Source organism: Streptomyces sp. NPDC046900 (genome assembly GCF_040644975.1).
Lineage (GTDB): Bacteria > Actinomycetota > Actinomycetes > Streptomycetales > Streptomycetaceae > Streptomyces.
In genome coordinates this window covers 1-16,654 of sequence record NZ_JBEYXD010000132.1, presented here as the reverse complement: position 1 = coordinate 16,654, position 16,654 = coordinate 1, and the positions used below count along the sequence as shown (strand labels likewise).

Genomic DNA, 16,654 nt, shown 5'->3' with positions numbered 1-16,654 from the left:
CGGGTGCACACCCGATCTCGTGGCGCCCGGGGGGCGGACCCGGGCCGGCCCGGGCCCGCCACGGTGCTCGGGCACCGTGGCGGGGCCGGTGACCGGAGGTGACGACACCTCAGTTCACCCCCTGTCGCCGGGCGATCTGCTTGGCCTGGCTGACCGCGTCCTTCCAGGCGTCGTCGGGCTTCTTGCCCTTGGCCTCGACGTTGGTCAGCTCGGTGAAGTAGGGGGCCATGACGGCGGCGTCGGCGGGCGCCTCGTAGCTGTCCGGGATGGCCTTGGCGGCCGGGCCGAAGACCTCGATGATCTTCTGTCCGCCGAAGAAGGCGTCCGGGCCCGTCATCGCCGGCATGGCGTACGCGGCCGGGGCGGCCGGGAAGATGGCGGCGTCGGTGAAGCCGCGAGCGTCGTTGCTGGGGCTGAGGATCCAGCTGATGATCTTGAACGCCTCTTCGGGGTTCCGGCACTGTTTGGGCAGGGCCAGGTAGGAGCCGCCCTGGTTGGCCGGTCCGACGGGCGTCGCGGTGACCCGCCAGTCGCCCTTGGTGTGGGGGGCGGCCTGCTCGATGTCCAACGCGTGCCAGGCGGCGCCGAGTTCGGTGGTGAGGTTCTTGCCGATGGCGGCGTTCCAGGTGTTGTCGTTGATCTTGGCGTCGATGCCGAGCGTGTACGGGCGTATGGCCGTGGTCCACGCGGCGCGGATGTGGTCCTGGTCGCCGATGAAGTGGTTGTTCTTGTCGATGAACCGCTTGGTGCCCTGGCCCACCGCGATGTTGAACACCGAGCCGATGTTGTTGACCAGGAAGGTGGCGGGCAGCTTGCCCTTCAGTTCGGTGCCGAGCGCGAAGTAGTCGTCCCAGGTCTTGGTCTGCGCGGCCACCTTGTCGGGGTCGGTGGGCAGCCCGGCCTTGGTGAACAGGTCGGCGCGGTAGAAGAGAGCGGTGGGACCGATGTCGATCGGCAAGCCGATCTGCTTGCCGTCCTTGGACTGGGCGAGCTTGGTCTTCCAGTCCAGGTACTGGGACGAGATCTTCTTGAAACCGAGGTCGTTCAGGTCGAGGAAGCGGTCCGCGTTGGGCAGGAAGGACGCGATGTCCTCGCCCTTGATGCCGGTGATGTCGGGCGCGGAGGTGCCCGCCGCGAGGGTGGTGGTGAGCTTCTGCTTGAAGTCGCCGCCGATGGACGCCGTGGTCAGCTTGATCTGGCTGTTGAAGTAGGTCTTCGCCTCCGCGACCACCTTGTCGCTGAGCGCACCGCCCCAGTACCACAGGGTGAGGTTCTTGCCGTTCTTGGTGCCGCCTGATCCCGAGCTGCCGCCGCACGCGACGGTCAGGCCGGACGCGGCCGCGGTGAGCGCGGCGGCCTGGAGGAAGCCTCTACGAGAAAGGTCCACGGGTCACTCCTGTTGTTCCTGTTCGTGGTGCTGAGGGGCGTTGGGCTGTGGGGCGTTGGGCAGAGGGGGTTCGAAGGTCACTGCTGTCGTGTGGGTGGGGTCACGGGGGCGTGCCGCACCGGTGGGCCGACGTCCGCCGGGAGGCGGTCCGCCAGGAAGCCGTAGGCGCGTTTGAGGTCGGGGTCGGTCAGGGAGCGCCACCAGCGGTCGACGCCGTACCAGCCGGGCGCCGCGAGGGCACCGCCGTGATGCTGGACGGACAGACCCGCTGCGAGGACGGCGAATCGCAGCCGCTCCTCGAGCGGCCAGCCGCCGAGCGAGGCCGCGACGAAGCTCGCGCCGAAGACGTCACCGGCGCCCGTGGCGTCCAGGACGTCCACGGCGAGGGCCGGGACCTCGGCGTACTCGTCGGTCGTCTGGTCGACCGCGATCGCGCCGTCCCCGCCCCGGGTGACCACGGCCACCGGCACCAGCTCGGAGAGCGTGCCGAGGGCCGCGACTGCGCTGTCGGTGCGGGTGTAGGCCATCGCTTCGGTCTCGTTCGGGAGGAAGGCGTGGCACAGCTTCAGCTGGTCGAGGAGGTCGGTGGACCACTGCTGGGTGGGGTCCCAGCCGACGTCGGCGTAGATGTGCGTGCCGTTCGCGGCGGCCTTGGCGATCCACTGGCGGGGTTCGGCCTCGATGTGCACGAGGGCGGTGCGCGCCTCGGGCGGGTCGCCCATCAGCGCGTCCTGCGAGTACGGCGGCTCCTGGCCGTGGGTGACGAGGGCTCGGTCCTGGCCGGCGGCGATCGAGACGGTGACGGGGGTGGGCCAGCCGTCCGCGGTGCAGGAGAGCGAGAGGTCGATGTCCTCCTGGTCGCACAGGACGCCCCGGCAGTACTCGCCGTAGAAGTCGTCGCCGAAGACCGTGGCCAGCGAGGTGCGCAGGCCGAACCGGGACGCGGCCACCGCGAGGTTCGCGATGCCGCCAGGGCCGCAGCCCATGCCGGCCGTCCAGATCTCCTCGCCCGGCGTCGGCGGCTTCCCCAGCCCCGTGAGGACGAGGTCGTAGAAGAGCAGCCCGGTCAGGAGCACGTCGGGCCTGTCATCGTCCACGCGAAACAGCCTCTCGTCAAAACTCGTCATTTCGATGACGGGAATCGTGCGCTGATCTAACGAGATTGGTCAAGAACTGAGCATGGATTTGATTGAAGATGACGAGTAGTGTTCGCGCCGTGCTGGCAGAACGACGACACCAACTCATCCTGCGGGCCCTGCGCTCCGGCGGCCCCGCGTCTGTGACCGACCTCTGCGAGCAGCTGGGTGTGAGCCCCGCCACGATCAGGCGCGACCTGCTCAAGCTTGAGGAGGATGGCCTGCTCACACGCGTGCACGGCGGCGCGGTCGCCGAGGAGGGTGACCAGCCCTTCGCCGAGGTCGCCGAGGTGCGCGTGGCCGAGAAGGACGCGATAGCCGCGCGTGCCGCCGCGATGGTGGCCGACGGCCAGTCGGTGCTGCTCGACATCGGCACGACGGCCTTCCGGCTCGCCCGCCAGCTGCACGGCCGCCGCCTCACGGTGATCACCAGCAACCTGGTGGTCTACGAGGAGCTCGCCAATGACGAGGGTGTCGAGCTGGTGCTGCTCGGCGGCGTGGTCCGCCGCGAGTACCGCTCCCTGATCGGCTTCCTCACCGAGGACAACCTGCGCCAGCTGCACGCCGACTGGCTCTTCCTCGGCACCAGTGGAGTGCGCCCGGGGGGGCAGGTGATGGACACGACGGTCGTCGAGGTGCCGGTCAAGCGCGCCATGATCAAGGCGAGCGACAAGGTCGTCCTCCTCGCCGACGCGGCGAAGTTCCCGGGTACGGGGATGGCGAAGGTCTGCGGTCCCGAGGACCTGGACGTGGTGGTGACGAACACGCCGTGCGACCCGGCGACCAAGTCCTCCCTGGAGGAGGCGGGCGTCGAGGTGGTCCTGGCAGGAAAGGCTCAAGCGTGAAACTGACGATTCTGGGCGGCGGCGGGTTCCGGGTGCCGCTCGTGTACGGGGCGCTCCTGGGCGACAGAGGCGAGGGCCGGGTCACGCAGGTCGTGCTGCACGATCTGGACGCCGGACGCCTGTCCGCGGTGACCCGTGTCCTTGCCGAGCAGGCGGCTCGGGGCACCGACGTCCCCGAGGTCACGGCGACGACCGACCTCGACGAGGCCCTGCGCGGTGCCGACTTCGTCTTCTCCGCGATCCGCGTCGGCGGCCTGGAGGGACGCGCCAACGACGAGCGGGTGGCGCTCGCCCAGGGTGTCCTCGGCCAAGAGACGGTGGGCGCGGGCGGCATCGCCTACGGCCTGCGGACCGTGCCGGTCGCCGTCGACATCGCCCGGCGGGTCGCACGCCTCGCCCCGGACGCCTGGGTCATCAACTTCACCAACCCGGCGGGTCTCGTCACCGAGGCCATGTCCCGCCACCTCGGCGACCGTGTCATCGGCATCTGCGACTCGCCGGTCGGCCTCGGCCGCCGTATCGCCCGGGTGCTCGGCGCCGACCCGAAGGAGGCGTGGATCGACTACGTCGGCCTCAACCACCTCGGCTGGGTCCGCGGACTGCACATCGCGGGCCGCGATGAGCTGCCCCGCCTGCTCGCCGACCCCGACCTGCTCGGCTCATTCGAGGAGGGCAAGCTCTTCGGCACCGACTGGCTCCAGTCGCTGGGTGCGATCCCGAACGAGTACCTGCACTATTACTACTTCAACCGCGAGGCTGTCCGCGCCTACCAGCAGGCCGAGAAGACCCGCGGCGCCTTCCTGCGCGACCAGCAGGCCCACTTCTACGAGGAGATGCGCGCCCCCGACGCCCAGGCCCTCGCCGCCTGGGACCGCACCCGGGCCGAGCGCGAGGCGACGTACATGGCCGAGAACCGGGAGACGGCGGGCGCCGGCGAGCGGGACGCCGACGACCTCTCCGGCGGCTACGAGAAGGTCGCCCTCGCCCTGATGCGGGCCATCGCCCGCGACGAGCGCACCACCCTGATCCTGAACGTGCGCAACCGCACCACGCTCTCCGTCCTCGACGCCGAGGCCGTCATCGAGGTCCCCTGCCTCGTCGACGCCAACGGCGCGCATCCGGTCGCCGTCGATCCGCTGCCCGACCACGCGTCCGGCCTGGTCTGCGCGGTCAAGGCCGTCGAGCGCGAGGTGCTCGCCGCCGCCGAGTCCCGGTCGCGTGCGACGGCGGTGAAGGCCTTCGCGCTGCACCCCCTGGTCGACTCCGTCAATGTGGCCCGATGCCTGGTCGAGGGCTACACGGCCGTCCATCCTGGCCTCGACTACCTGAGGTAAGCCCCCTGCGGAAAGCGCCTTCTCTCCGCCCTCTCCCTGGAGACTTTTCATGCACGACGAACGCCGCCGGATCGAGGAGCGCGTGGAGCGCCTTCACGACCAGCGCATCAAGCCCGCGACCTACGCGGCCACCGTCCCTTTCGAGGTGGAGGCCTGGCAGGCTCCCGGTGAGCCGGTCTCCTTCGAGGAGGCCGCGGCCGCCCCGTACGCGCCCTTCGCGATGGACACCCCGTGGGGCCCGCCGTGGAGGACCACCTGGTTCCGAATGCGCGGGCAGGTGCCCGCCGAGTTCGCCGGCAAGCGGGTCGAGGCCGTCATCGACCTCGGTTTCGTGGGCGACTGGCCGGGCAACCAGGCCGAAGCCCTGGTCCACCTCACGGACGGCACCCCGCTGAAGGCCGTTAACCCGCTCAACCAGTACGTGGCGATCGCCAACCCGGCCACAGGCGGCGAGCAGATCGACTACCTGGTCGAGGCCGCCTCGAACCCGGACATCCTCGCCGACAACTTCCGCAAGCCGACCCCGCTCGGCGACGTCATCACCGCGGGCGACAAGCCGCTCTACACCTTCAAGCGCGCCGACATCGCCGTCCTGGACGAAGAGGTCTGGCACCTGGACCTCGACATCCAGGTGCTGCGCGAGCTGATGCTGGAGCTGGGCGAGCACGACCCGCGCCGGCACGAGATCATGCACGCGCTGGACCGCGCCCTGGACCTGCTGGACCTGGACGACATCTCCGGCTCGGCCTCCGCCGTGCGCGAGGCACTGAAGCCGGTCCTGTCCAAGCCCGCCAACGCCAGCGCCCACATCGTCTCCGGCATCGGCCACGCCCACATCGACTCGGCGTGGCTGTGGCCCATCCGCGAGACGAAGCGCAAGACGTCCCGCACCTTCTCCAACGTCACCTCGCTGGCCGACGAGTACGAGGACTTCATCTTCGCCTGCTCGCAGGCCCAGCAGTACGAGTGGGTGCGCGACAACTACCCGAAGGTCTGGGCCCGCATCCAGGAGTCCGTGAAGAAGGGCCAGTGGGCGCCGGTCGGCGGCATGTGGGTCGAGTCCGACGGCAACCTGCCCGGCGGCGAGGCCATCGCCCGCCAGCTCGTCCACGGCAAGCGGTTCTTCATCGAGCACTTCGGCGTCGAGACCAAGGGCGTCTGGCTGCCGGACTCCTTCGGCTACAACGCCGCCTACCCGCAACTGGCCAAGCTCGCCGGGAACGAGTGGTTCCTCACCCAGAAGATCTCCTGGAACCAGACCAACACCTTCCCCCACCACACCTTCTGGTGGGAGGGCATCGACGGCACCCGTATCTTCACCCACTTCCCGCCGGTCGACACCTACAACGCCCGCTTCAGCGGCGAGGAGATGTCCCGCGCGGTCCGCAACTACGCCGAGAAGGGCCATGCCACCCGCTCGCTGGCACCCTTCGGCTGGGGCGACGGCGGTGGCGGCCCCACCCGCGAGATCATGGAACGGGCGCGCCGGCTCGCCGACCTGGAGGGCTCGCCCAAGGTCGTCGTCGAGCACCCGGACGACTTCTTCGCCAAGGCCCGCGAGGAGTACCCGGACGCCCCGGTGTGGGTCGGCGAGCTCTACTTGGAGCTGCACCGCGCCACGTACACCTCCCAGGCCCGCACCAAGCAGGGCAACCGCCGCTCCGAACACCGGCTGCGCGAGGCCGAGTTGTGGGCGACGACGGCCGCGCTGCACACGCCGGGCTACTCGTACCCGTACGAGAAGCTGGACCGCCTGTGGAAGACGGTCCTCCTGCACCAGTTCCACGACATCCTGCCGGGCTCCTCGATCGCCTGGGTGCACCGCGAGGCCGAGGCCGAATACGCGCGCGTGGCCGAGGAGTTGGAGGAGCTGACCGCCGAGGCGGTGACCGCGCTCGGTGGCGGCGGGACCCGGGTCTTCAACACCAGCCCGTTCGACCGCGCCGAGGTCATCCGTACGGCGATGGGTGTGCCGATGTTCGTGGAGGTGCCGGCGAACGGCAGCGCCGTGGTGGGCTTTGAGGCGGTGCCGACCCCCGTCACGGTCAGCGGCCGGGTGCTGGACAACGGCCTGGTCCGGGTCGAGGTCGCCGAGGACGGCACGCTCGCGTCCGTCTTCGACGTACGGGCGAACCGTGAGGTGCTCTCGGAAGCGGGCAACCTGCTCCGTCTGCACACCGACCTCCCGAACTACTGGGACGCCTGGGACGTCGACAAGCACTACAAGAACCGCTACACGGACCTGCTGGACACAGACTCCGTCGAGATCATCGACGAGGACCCGCTGCTCGGCTCGATCCGCGTCACTCGCTCCTTCGGCGAGGGCTCGAAGATCACCCAGACGATCACGCTCCGCGCGGGCAGCCCCCGGATCGACTTCGAGACGGACATCGACTGGCACGAGGCGGAGAAGTTCCTCAAGGCCGGCTTCCCGGTCGACATCCGCGCCCCGCACTCCTCCGCCGAGATCCAGTTCGGCCACATCCAGCGGCCCACGCACACCAACACCAGCTGGGAGGCGGCCCGTTTCGAGGTCTCCGGCCACCGCTGGGTGCACCTCGGCGAGCCCGGTTACGGGGTCGCGGTCATCAACGACTCAACCTACGGTCATGACGTCTCCCGCACGGTCCGCGAGGACGGCGGTACGACGACCACGGTCCGCCTCAGCCTGGTCCGTGCCCCGCGCATCCCGGACCCGGGCGCCGACCAGGGCCGCCACCGCATCACGTACTCGCTCCTCCCGGGCGCGAGCATCGAGGACGCGGTGGCCGAGGGCTACGCGCTCAACCTCCCGCTCCGGGTCGCCGATTCGGCGGGCGAGCCGGAGCCGGTCGTCTCCGTCGACGGCGAGGGCGTGACCGTCGAGGCCGTGAAGCTGGCGGACGACGAGTCCGGTGACGTCGTCGTGCGGCTCTACGAGTTCCGGGGCGGCCGCGCCCAGGCCGTGCTGCGCACCGGCTTCCCGCTGGCCGGCGCTCAGGTGACCGACCTGCTGGAGCGCCCGCTGGAGGACGCGGAGGTGGCCGACGGCGGCGTCCCGGTCTCCCTGCGGCCCTTCCAGATCCTGACCGTCCGGCTGCGCAGGGGCTGACCCATGGCCATGCAACCCTGGTTCACCGACGCCAAGTTGGGGATCTTCGTGCACTGGGGCATCTATGCCGTCGACGGCGTCCAGGAGTCCTGGTCGTTCTACGACGGCATCGTGCCGCACGACCAGTACATGTCCCAGCTGGAGCGCTTCACCGGCGCCGAGTACGACCCGAAGGCGTGGGCGGACCTGTTCGCCCGCGCCGGCGCCAGGTACGCGGTTCTGACGAGCCGTCACCATGACGGCGTGGCCCTGTGGGACACGGAGTACGGCGACCTCAACCTCGGCACGGACTACATCGGCCCTTACGCCGACGCCTTGCGCGAGAAGGGCTTGAAGGTCGGCCTGTACTACTCCCACTCCGACTGGAACCACCCCGACTACGCCTCCACGCGCAAGCCGGGCCGTCCGCCGGAGCTGGAGGACAACCGCTACTCCGAAGTGGCGGCCGAGGACGAGGACCTGGACGCCTGGGAGCGGTTCATCGCCTACCGGGACGGCCAGATGAGGGAGTTGGCCTCCCGCTACCGTCCCGACCTGCTCTGGTTCGACGGCGAGTGGGACCGCAGCGAGGAGCAGTGGCGCATCCCCGAACTCGCCGCGCTCATCCGCTCGTATGTGCCGCATGTCGTCTTCAACGCCCGCATGCTCAGCGAGGGCGACTACGCGACGCCGGAGCAGGGCGCCCCCATCGTGCCGCCGGACGGCCCCTGGGAGCTGTGCCTGACGATCAACGACTCGTGGGGGTACCAGCGCCACGACCACAACCACAAGTCACTCGCCCAGCTGATCCGCTACTTCACGGAGACCATCGGCGGAGGCGGCAACCTGCTGCTCGACGTCGGCCCCATGGAGGACGGCACCATCCCGCAGCCGCAGGTGGAGCGCCTGGAAGGCCTGGGGGAGTGGATCCGCAGGCACCAGGAGGCGGTGTACGGGACGGTGCGCGGTCTGCCGGCCGGGCACCACTACGGCCCCAGCACCCTCTCGGCGGACGGCCGCACGCTCTACCTCACCCTGTTCGACCTCCCGCGCGCCGAGATCGGCGTCCGGGGCCTGGCCACGGCGCTCCGCAGGGTCACCGTGCTCGGCACCGGCACCGAACTCGCCTACCGGGTTGTCGGCGGGCTGCACGAAGCGGTCGGCGTGGTGTGGATCGACCCGCCTGCCGAGGCCGACCTCGACCCCCACGCCACCGTGCTCAAGGTCGAGCTGGACGGGGAGCTGGAGCTGTACCGGGGAGCCGGCCGGTTCTGAGGCTCCTCACAGGCCGGCCGATTCCCATCGAGAATTTAGAAAACGGTAAGTCCCCTGGTCGCAGACCCGTTGAGGGCTCCCGCGCACCGTAGGACGACGGCCGACTCTGGACGACGGCAACGGCCGCAATGGCGCGAATACGGATGCGGTCTCCGTTGGGTGCAGATCCCCTGAGGGGATCTGCACCCCTCGGCGTTCTCGGGTGACGTCCGTTTTGTGATCAGTTGAGTCCGAGGAGTGCGAGCGGGCGGTGGGGTCCCGGGCGTTGTGGCAGAGGCCAGCTGCGATGCTGGTGACGTCGGCCAGCTTCACGGCGCCGATGGCCAGGTTGCGCCAGGTCGCCATCGCGCGAGGTGCGTTGCCGGTCCGCGGCACGGTCTTCCACTCGGATCACGCGGCGTCGAGAACTCCATGATCTTGGAAACCGTGCCTGCTCACGCATCGGGACACCACCGAGCCTGCAAAACGCCGCAACCGGACTTCACGCCAGAACGCCGAAGCCTTGCGGTCTCGGCGTCAGTCGGGACGGTGGCATAGCGGTGGCGCAGCTCGAGCGCGAAGTCGTCCACGCCCAGCATCCGCGGCACCCGCAGCGGGGGAAGCGGCAGCCGCATCAGCAGCCGCAACGCCGTCGAGCGCAACATCGGCGGCCAGGGCACGGGCCAGGCGGGCGCTTACTCGGCCCGCTAACTCCTCCTTCTGGGCGCGAATGCAGCAACTTGGCGCGGAAGCTGGGCGAGGCTGACAGTGAGACCGCGTCCGGGCCGGCCGTCGATCTTGTCGTTGAGGAATAGTTCCGGTGGGTTGGCGTCACTCAACTGGACGTCGAACGTGCGCCTCGGTCTCCCCCGTGGCCTGCGCCGAGGAGAGATCTGGACAGCCGGTGGAGTGGATCGAGACTCGATCTGCATGCTGAGACCCGTCAGGATCACGGCACGGTCGACGGCGGCCTCCACGGCCACGTATACGCTCGTGCGCCACAGGTCGACCGTGTTGGCTGGCCGTGCATTGACGTCGTCGGGGATCGGCCCAACGTGTCCCGTGTCGACGCCTCTTCCCGGGAGTTGCCGACCTGTGGCGTAAATGGGCGCCGACGCGGCCGGATCCAGCGCAACTTCCCGACCGCGGGCGACAGCCTGGTCGGCGCTCCGCGTTACGAGTCCGCTGACCGCGGTCGCTAGACCCGTGAGTGCTGCCGTCGCGATCCACTTGCCGATCCCGGGGACTTCCACAGCTGCAGCGACTGCGGCGAGCAGTGATGCACCTGCTCCAAGCCGCAGTGCGAGCCGACGAGACCTCACGACACCCCCCGGCACCTCATGATGCCTCATCCCGCCGCGCGGAGCCCCGGTTCGGCCGGCGCGGCCGCGCTCACGAGTCCGGCTCACCGTCCACGATGTCCTCGCCGAAGGCGATCAGGTCCTTCTCCGGCTCGGCGAGCCGCCCACCCCTGTCCCCGAGCCCTTCGCCGGCCTGCTGCAGGACTACGTCCGCACCGGGCGGCCGAACCGGCCCGGCGGAACCATGCCGGCCGGCGACTGGCTCTTCCTCGGACGCCAGGCCGAACAGCCCGTGGACCCCGCGACGCTCGAACCAGGCGACTTGCCGCCGCGGGCATCCCCACCCACGGGATCGGTCTTCTGGCTGTGTCACCTCCCGTAAAGACGCCGGCGCACGGCCGGTGCGGGGACGGGAAGGCCTTCCACGCTGTGGACGATGACGTTGACCGCGTCGTATGCCCGCTCGACGTGTCCGTCGAGGATGACGGCGGGGGCTTCGAGGACTGTGCGCCGGCAGTGCTCCCACACGGGTGGGGAGAAGACGAGGTTGACCATGCCGGTCTCGTCCTCCAGGGCGCCGAAGGCCACCCCGTTTGCGGTCGGAGGCCGCTGCAGGTATTTGGCGAGGCCGCCGATGCGGACCCGGGTCTGGTCGGCCAGGTCGCGCGCGGCCGTGGCGGTCAGGGCGCCGCGGCGTGCGAGGTGGGGTCGGACGTGGTGGACGGGGTGGGTGGTGGCGCTGGCTCCGGTGGTGGCCAGGTCTGCGGCCGTCTGTTCGGCGCTCGTCATCGGCGGCAGGTCGGGTGTGGGTGCCAGCATGCCGAGGCCGGGGAGGTAGGGCTGGATCGTGCGGGGGAAGGCTCCGGCTGCCCACAGCGCGGTGCGGCGGTGGCCGCTGAAGGCGTCGAATGCGCCAGCGCCGGCGAGCTGTTCCATCAGGCGGGCGGGCAGCTGGGTGCGGCGGGCGAAGTCCTCCAGGTTGTCGAAGGGCTGCGCGGCCCGGGCTTCGACGATCACGCGGGCGGTGTCGGGGCTCAGTCCGGTGACGCTGGTCAGACCGCGGCGGATTGTCATCTGCCCGCTCTCCGCGTCGGGTTCGAGGGTGGCGTGCACGCTGGAGGCGGTCACGTCGATGGCGCGGACGGGGATTTGGCGGCGTCGCGCGTCCTGGATGAGGGTCTGCACGTCGTAGAAGCCCATCGGAAGGTGGGCCATGATCCCGGCGAGCAGGGCCGCCGGGTAGTGGTACTTGATCCAGGCGCTGGCGTAGATGATGTGGGCCATCGACTGGGCGTGGCTTTCGGGGAAGCCATAGCCGCTGAAGGCCTCGATCATGGAGATGATCTGTTCGGCGGCCGCGGGTGGGATGCCGTTGTCGGCCATGCCGTTCATCAGGCGGCCGCGCATTTCGGCGACCTTCTGCGGGGCGTGCTTGGCGGCCATCGCCTTGCGTAGCCGGTCCGCCTGGCCGGGGGTGAAGCCGGCGCAGTCCATGGCCAGTTGCATCGCCTGCTCCTGATACAGGGCGACGCCCAGCGTTCTCTCCAGGGCGCGCCGGGCGAGGGGGTGGGGGTAGGTGACGGGTTCCTCGCCGCGCCGGCGTCGCAGGAAGGGGTGTTTGGAGCCGGCCTGGATCGGGCCCGGACGGATGATCGAGGCGGCGATGGCGAGGTCGTTGAAGTTCTCCGGCCGCAGTTGCGGCAGTGTCGAGACCTGCGCTCGTGATTCGACCTGGAACACGCCGATCGTGTCGCCGCGCGCGATCATGCGGTAGACGTCCGGGTCGTCGGCCGGGATCGACGTGAGGTCCAGCCGCACGCCGTAGTGCTCGCGGATCAGGTCACAGGCGGTGTGCAGGGCGGAGAGCATGCCCAGACCCAGCAGGTCGATCTTGATGAGGCCGGCGGCGGCCACGTCGTCCTTGTCACCCTGGAGCACGGAGCGACCCTGGGCGGTGGCCCATTCGGTGGGCATGACCTCGCCGATCGGTTGGCGGGTCAGGACCATGCCGCCGACGTGCACGCCCAGGTGCCGGGGCAGGGTGTGCAGTTGGGCGGCGAGCTCACGCACGTCCGGGGGCAGGTCGACGTCGGGGCCGGGCGGGTTGTGGTGGATGTGCCGGGTCATCTCCCTGATCTGTGCGGCCGGGTAGCCGAGGACTCGGGCGGCGTCCTGCGTGGAGAGTCTGGGCTGGTAGGTGATGACGTTGGCGACCTGGGCGGCGTGATCGCGGCCGTAGCGCTGGTAGACGTACTGGATGACCTCCTCGCGGCGGCCGGCCTCGAAATCGATGTCGATGTCCGGGGGTCCTGCCTTCTCCACGCTGAGGAAGCGTTCGAAGAGCAGGCCGTGCTTGAGGGCGTCGACGGCCGTGATCCCGAGGACGTAGCAGACGACGCTGCTGGCCGCCGATCCGCGGCCCTGGCACCAGATGCCGCGGCCGACCGCGAACTGCACGATGTCGTGGACGATCAAGAAGTAGCCGGACATTCCCAGCTCGGCGATCACGCCGAGCTCGTGATCGACCTGCTTCCACGCCGCGCGGGTCTCAACGGACGTCTCCTCACGCTCACCGTAACGGGTGGCACAGGCCCGCTCGGCGAGGTAGCGCAGCCACGCGTCCTCGTCGTACCCCGCCGGGGTCGGGTATCCGGGCAGTTCGGGTCGCAGCTGGTCGAGGTCGATGACCGAGGTGCGGCCCAGCTCCAGCGTGTTCTCCAGCACGCCGGGGTAGCGGGTGAGCGCCTCTGTCATCTCGGCGGGCGAGCGCAGGTGCGCGGTCGGGGCCGCATCCAGGTGCCCGGCAGCGCGCTCGAGGGTCTCGCGGCGGCGCAGCGCGGCCAGGGCCTGGGCCAGACGGGCCTGGCGCGGCGCGGGGTAGTGGACGGCGCCGGTGGCCACGACCGGGACACCGATGCGGCGGGCGGCAACGTACATGGTGTCGTTGGCGACGGAGTCTTCCGGGTGGTGGTGGTTGACCAGCTCGGCATAGAGGCTGCCGGTTCCGAAGACCTCGGCCAGGCGCTCAAGCCGACGGGCCACCAGGGCAACGTCGCGGCGGTCGGCATCCGGGCGGGGGCAGCCAGGCAGCACCGCCCACTGCCCCGCGGCAGCCGCCCGAAAGAGCACATCCAGGTCGTAGACCGGGGCGCTCTTGGCGCCGGCCAACTGCGCGCTGCTGATGACCGCCGACAGACGCCGGAATCCTTCCAGGGTGCGGGCCAGCACGACGGGCGTGCCCAGCTCCGGGGAGGCGAGCGTGAGTTCGGCGCCCAAGACAGTGCCGACCCCGGCCGGCTTCGCGGCCTGGGCTAGCCGCCGCGCGGCGTACAGGCCGTCCCGGTCGGTGACCGCAAGCACCGAAATCCCCAGGCGGGCGGCTTCAGCGACGAGGGCGTCGGGTGGTGCGCAGCCCTGCAGGAAGCTGAAGGCCGAGTGGACGTGCAGCTCGGCCCAGCCCGGCCCGGTGTCCCCGCTCCCGCTGTGGGTGCGGGCGGTGGGGAAGCGGAGGATGTCCGCGTCACCCATAGTGGGCCTCCGCCCACCAGCGGCCGTGTTCGATGGCCAGCAGCCAGGCATGGCCGTCGGCGGTGGTGATCTGCATGCGGGCGATGCGGCGGCCGCGGCCGCGGTCCCACCACTGCTCCAGCACCGGCCACGGCCCGGCCCACCCGGCCACCTCAGCCCCGCCGTGCCCGTCGACCGTGAGGTGGGCGGGCGCGGCCGACGTGGCCAGACGGGCAGAGACGGCCACCAGTTGCCCGCCGCCGTCGGTGAGTTCGGCGGGCAGCCACCGGGGGAAGGTGGCGGCGGGATGCGGCGCGGGCAGCCGCCCGGGCCACGGTCCGTCGGCCGGGCAGCGGGTGTCGAGATCACCGAACGGGATGAGCCTGACCTGATCGGCAGGTCCCCGGCCGCCTCCGATCTCCATGCGCAGGACGGCCTGGTGGCCGAGCAAGGCCTGCACCCGGGCGCCGGCCCGCTCGATCTCCTCCGGGGTGTGCCGCTCACCGAACAGGGCGCTCTGACGGCCCGTTGCCGCGGTCAGCTGTTCGGGCCGCAGCATGAGACGGGTGATACCGCCCTCGCCGCCGGCCAGGGCGCCGCCCTCCGCCCAGGCCTGCAGCACGCCGCGCACCCGCTCGGCGACCGCGAGCGCCGACAGCCGCCCCTCATGCCGAAACAACCGCGACCGCCTACGGCCGTCGGCGAGTTCGACGGCCGCCTCCAGCCGGGCGCACACGACGCCGGCCGCCGCGAGCCGCTCGTGAAGCTGCTCGGCGAGCGCCTTAGCCACGAACGCCACCGGCTCCAGCAGCTGCTCGGCAGGCTCGAAGGTGTGCGCCACGCTGTGCTCACCGGTGCCGGATCGGACCGACAGCGGCCGCAACTCCTGACCGCGCGCCCTGCGGTGGGCGTTCATGCCCTCAGCGCCGAACCGGGCCAGCACCTTGTCCTCGGGCAGGCCGGCGTACGTCCCGACGGTAAGGATGCCCAGGCGCTGAAGGAGTTCCACCAGCCGCGGCACGCCCAGCACGCCCACCGGGTACGGGGCAAGCCAAGCGGCATCGCCGCCCACCGGGATGATCTCGCCGCTCCGCGCGGCGAGCGCGGCGGTGAACACGGTGTCGGCGATGCCCGCGCGGGCCGGCCAGCCGAGCTCGGCGACGGCGGCCATCAGCCGGTCGACCAGCTGCTGTTCGCCGCCCCAGTAGCGGGAGGGGCCGCGGGCGGGCGCGGCGAGCAGGCCGGGCCGGATCACCTCCAGGCGCGGCATCACCGTGCCCTCCAGATGACCGGCCACGCGCTCGAACACGCGCGTCTCATCGGCCAGGTCCCGCTCGACGACCCGCAACTCGGGACAGCGGGCCTGCGCCACCCGCAGCCGCATCCGGCGTCGCACCCCGGCCGCGCGCGCGGCGGCCGAGCAGGCCACCACCGCGTCGCGGTGCACGACGGCGACCGGCTCGGCGTCCTGGCCGCCACAGGCGATCACGGGAAAGTCGGGCACCCAGGCCACGACCACTCTGCCGGCCACGGCGGGTCACCCCACCACGCGCAGGCCCGCACGTCCCCCGACCGCACGCACCGCAGGCGTCGCGGGCACGGCGAGCGGGCCACCGCTCTCCTCCTGCCCTACCGGGGCGATGGCACCATTCGGGCCGGGCAGCCACATCTCGGCATACCGGGGCGCGACAGCGGCCCCACGCCCGGCGGCCGCCACCGTCACCCGCCGTGCGCGCAGCAGACCGTGCCCCCGGCCGACGCCCTCCCATGAGGAGACCACAACCTGCAGCCGCACCTCCGCACCTTGCCAGCCGCCGGCCGACAACAGGACCGACCCGCTGCGGCGCATCACGGCCGCCAGGCGACGCGCAACCCGGTCGGGCACCGCATCCAGCGAGCCCGTCACCACGACGGGAACGGCTTCCAGGACGGTGGCCAGGACCTGCGCCCACTGCCGGCCCGGGGTGTCGATGCGCATCCCGTGCGCCAGTTCCAGACCGGCGGCCTCAGCTGCCAGAACGCCCAACTGCGGTAGCCCCACCGCCGCCCACCCGGCCGCGCCGCGGGAGGCCTCCGCCGCGAGCGCGAGCAGCAACGGCATGTCCCCGCCCGCGCTGACCGCGGTGCCCGCGCGGACCCGCCCGCCAGGCAGCAGCGTCGCCAGCGGAGAGGCCGTCGGCGAACGGGTACCGCTCCCCGCCCTGTCGCTCGCTACCGGTGGTGCACCCATAGCGAGATATTCGAATAAGAGTGCGATTAATTCAAGTCGGCCGCCCTGTATGTCACCCCAAAGGAGAGTGCTCCCAGTCACGGGTTGACGTGCGGGCACGACCCGGGCGCGACACCGGCCAGTGGCCGTGCGGGCGAGGAGCCATCCGCTCTCTCGGCCTGCAGGCACCCCGCTGTGCAGGTTGCCACCCCAGAGCCCTCAATGTCCGCATTGACCCGTTCGGGCGCGCCTCGAGTTGGGGCCCTTAGCCGGAGACCATTGCTGACTCCTGCCGGGGAGTTCAGTTCAGCTCGGCATTCCGGGTCATGTGCTGCTCTCTGAGGCGCTTGGTTATGTCCATGAGAACGGGCTCTGGCGCAGATCTTGGGGAGCGGTCGTGGAGGGTCACTGGAGCAGGATCATCTTGCGGAGTAGTTCGAATCCGGCTCGGCTGTAGAGCTGCCTCTTGATCTTTTTCACGTGTGTCACGGCGCCCTCGGTGCCGCCAGGGCGCCAGTGCAGGGTCAGTCCGGCGATCACGGCTTCGAGGTCGGAGGTCAGCCCGCTGGCGAAGCCGGTGATCCCGGGCAGCTGCGCGGCGCGGGCGGTGT

At 70.8% G+C, this 16,654-nt stretch carries 10 protein-coding genes and 2 pseudogenes; 4 read left to right on the top strand and 8 right to left on the bottom strand.

Going from position 1 to position 16,654, the window contains the following annotated elements:
• Window positions 1-109 precede the first annotated feature (109 nt).
• Together ABZ904_RS47330 and ABZ904_RS47325 are read right to left on the bottom strand one after the other, a co-directional pair.
• Window positions 110-1,387, bottom strand: a complete 1,278-nt coding sequence (locus tag ABZ904_RS47330) for an extracellular solute-binding protein (protein ID WP_359405579.1) — start codon at window positions 1,385-1,387, stop codon at window positions 110-112.
• A 77-nt stretch (window positions 1,388-1,464) separates the two neighbouring features.
• A complete protein-coding gene (locus ABZ904_RS47325) occupies window positions 1,465-2,484 on the bottom strand; it encodes a carbohydrate kinase family protein (protein WP_361830316.1) in 1,020 nt (339 codons plus the stop codon).
• Between the two features lie 119 nt (window positions 2,485-2,603).
• Here ABZ904_RS47325 and ABZ904_RS47320 point away from each other — a divergent pair, with 119 nt between their 5' ends.
• From ABZ904_RS47320 to ABZ904_RS47305, 4 genes are read left to right on the top strand one after another with little or no spacing between them, the layout of a single operon-like run.
• A complete protein-coding gene (locus tag ABZ904_RS47320; protein ID WP_361830314.1) occupies window positions 2,604-3,368 on the top strand; it encodes a DeoR/GlpR family DNA-binding transcription regulator in 765 nt (254 codons plus the stop codon).
• The gene (locus tag ABZ904_RS47315; RefSeq protein ID WP_361830312.1) at window positions 3,365-4,702 is read left to right on the top strand and encodes a 6-phospho-beta-glucosidase; all 1,338 of its coding nucleotides are present in this window, start codon (window positions 3,365-3,367) and stop codon (window positions 4,700-4,702) included. Before ABZ904_RS47320 ends, ABZ904_RS47315 begins: the two co-directional genes overlap by 4 nt.
• A gap of 49 nt (window positions 4,703-4,751) precedes the next feature.
• Entirely contained in the window at window positions 4,752-7,793 is a 3,042-nt protein-coding gene (locus tag ABZ904_RS47310; protein ID WP_361830310.1) for a glycoside hydrolase family 38 C-terminal domain-containing protein, read from the top strand.
• A gap of 3 nt (window positions 7,794-7,796) precedes the next feature.
• Complete coding sequence (locus tag ABZ904_RS47305; protein ID WP_361830308.1) at window positions 7,797-9,047, top strand: alpha-L-fucosidase; 1,251 nt, start codon at window positions 7,797-7,799, stop codon at window positions 9,045-9,047.
• 506 nt (window positions 9,048-9,553) lie between these two features.
• Here ABZ904_RS47305 and ABZ904_RS47300 read toward each other — a convergent pair.
• The 6 genes and pseudogenes from ABZ904_RS47300 to ABZ904_RS47275 form a co-directional block, all read right to left on the bottom strand.
• Window positions 9,554-9,743 (bottom strand): annotated as a pseudogene (locus ABZ904_RS47300) (ISL3 family transposase); the annotation flags it as partial.
• 675 nt (window positions 9,744-10,418) lie between these two features.
• Entirely contained in the window at window positions 10,419-10,700 is a 282-nt protein-coding gene (locus tag ABZ904_RS47295) for a hypothetical protein (protein ID WP_361830306.1), read from the bottom strand.
• Window positions 10,697-13,855, bottom strand: coding sequence for an error-prone DNA polymerase (locus ABZ904_RS47290; RefSeq protein WP_361830304.1), 3,159 nt, complete (start codon window positions 13,853-13,855; stop codon window positions 10,697-10,699). Before ABZ904_RS47290 ends, ABZ904_RS47295 begins: the two co-directional genes overlap by 4 nt.
• A complete protein-coding gene (locus ABZ904_RS47285; RefSeq protein ID WP_361000603.1) occupies window positions 13,848-15,365 on the bottom strand; it encodes a DNA polymerase Y family protein in 1,518 nt (505 codons plus the stop codon). Before ABZ904_RS47285 ends, ABZ904_RS47290 begins: the two co-directional genes overlap by 8 nt.
• Window positions 15,366-15,371: 6 nt before the next feature.
• Window positions 15,372-16,064 (bottom strand): hypothetical protein, encoded by a 693-nt coding sequence (locus ABZ904_RS47280; protein ID WP_361000601.1) that lies wholly within the window; start codon window positions 16,062-16,064, stop codon window positions 15,372-15,374.
• A gap of 384 nt (window positions 16,065-16,448) precedes the next feature.
• Window positions 16,449-16,654, bottom strand: a pseudogene (locus ABZ904_RS47275) (ISL3 family transposase); the annotation flags it as partial.

Coding starts and splice junctions, on each gene's coding strand:
- ABZ904_RS47310 (WP_361830310.1), top strand. CDS start 4,752: ATGCACGACGAACGCCGCCGGATCGAGGAGCGCGTGGAGCGCCTTCAC.
- ABZ904_RS47305 (WP_361830308.1), top strand. CDS start 7,797: ATGGCCATGCAACCCTGGTTCACCGACGCCAAGTTGGGGATCTTCGTG.
- ABZ904_RS47290 (WP_361830304.1), bottom strand. CDS start 13,855: ATGGGTGACGCGGACATCCTCCGCTTCCCCACCGCCCGCACCCACAGC.
- ABZ904_RS47280 (WP_361000601.1), bottom strand. CDS start 16,064: ATGGGTGCACCACCGGTAGCGAGCGACAGGGCGGGGAGCGGTACCCGT.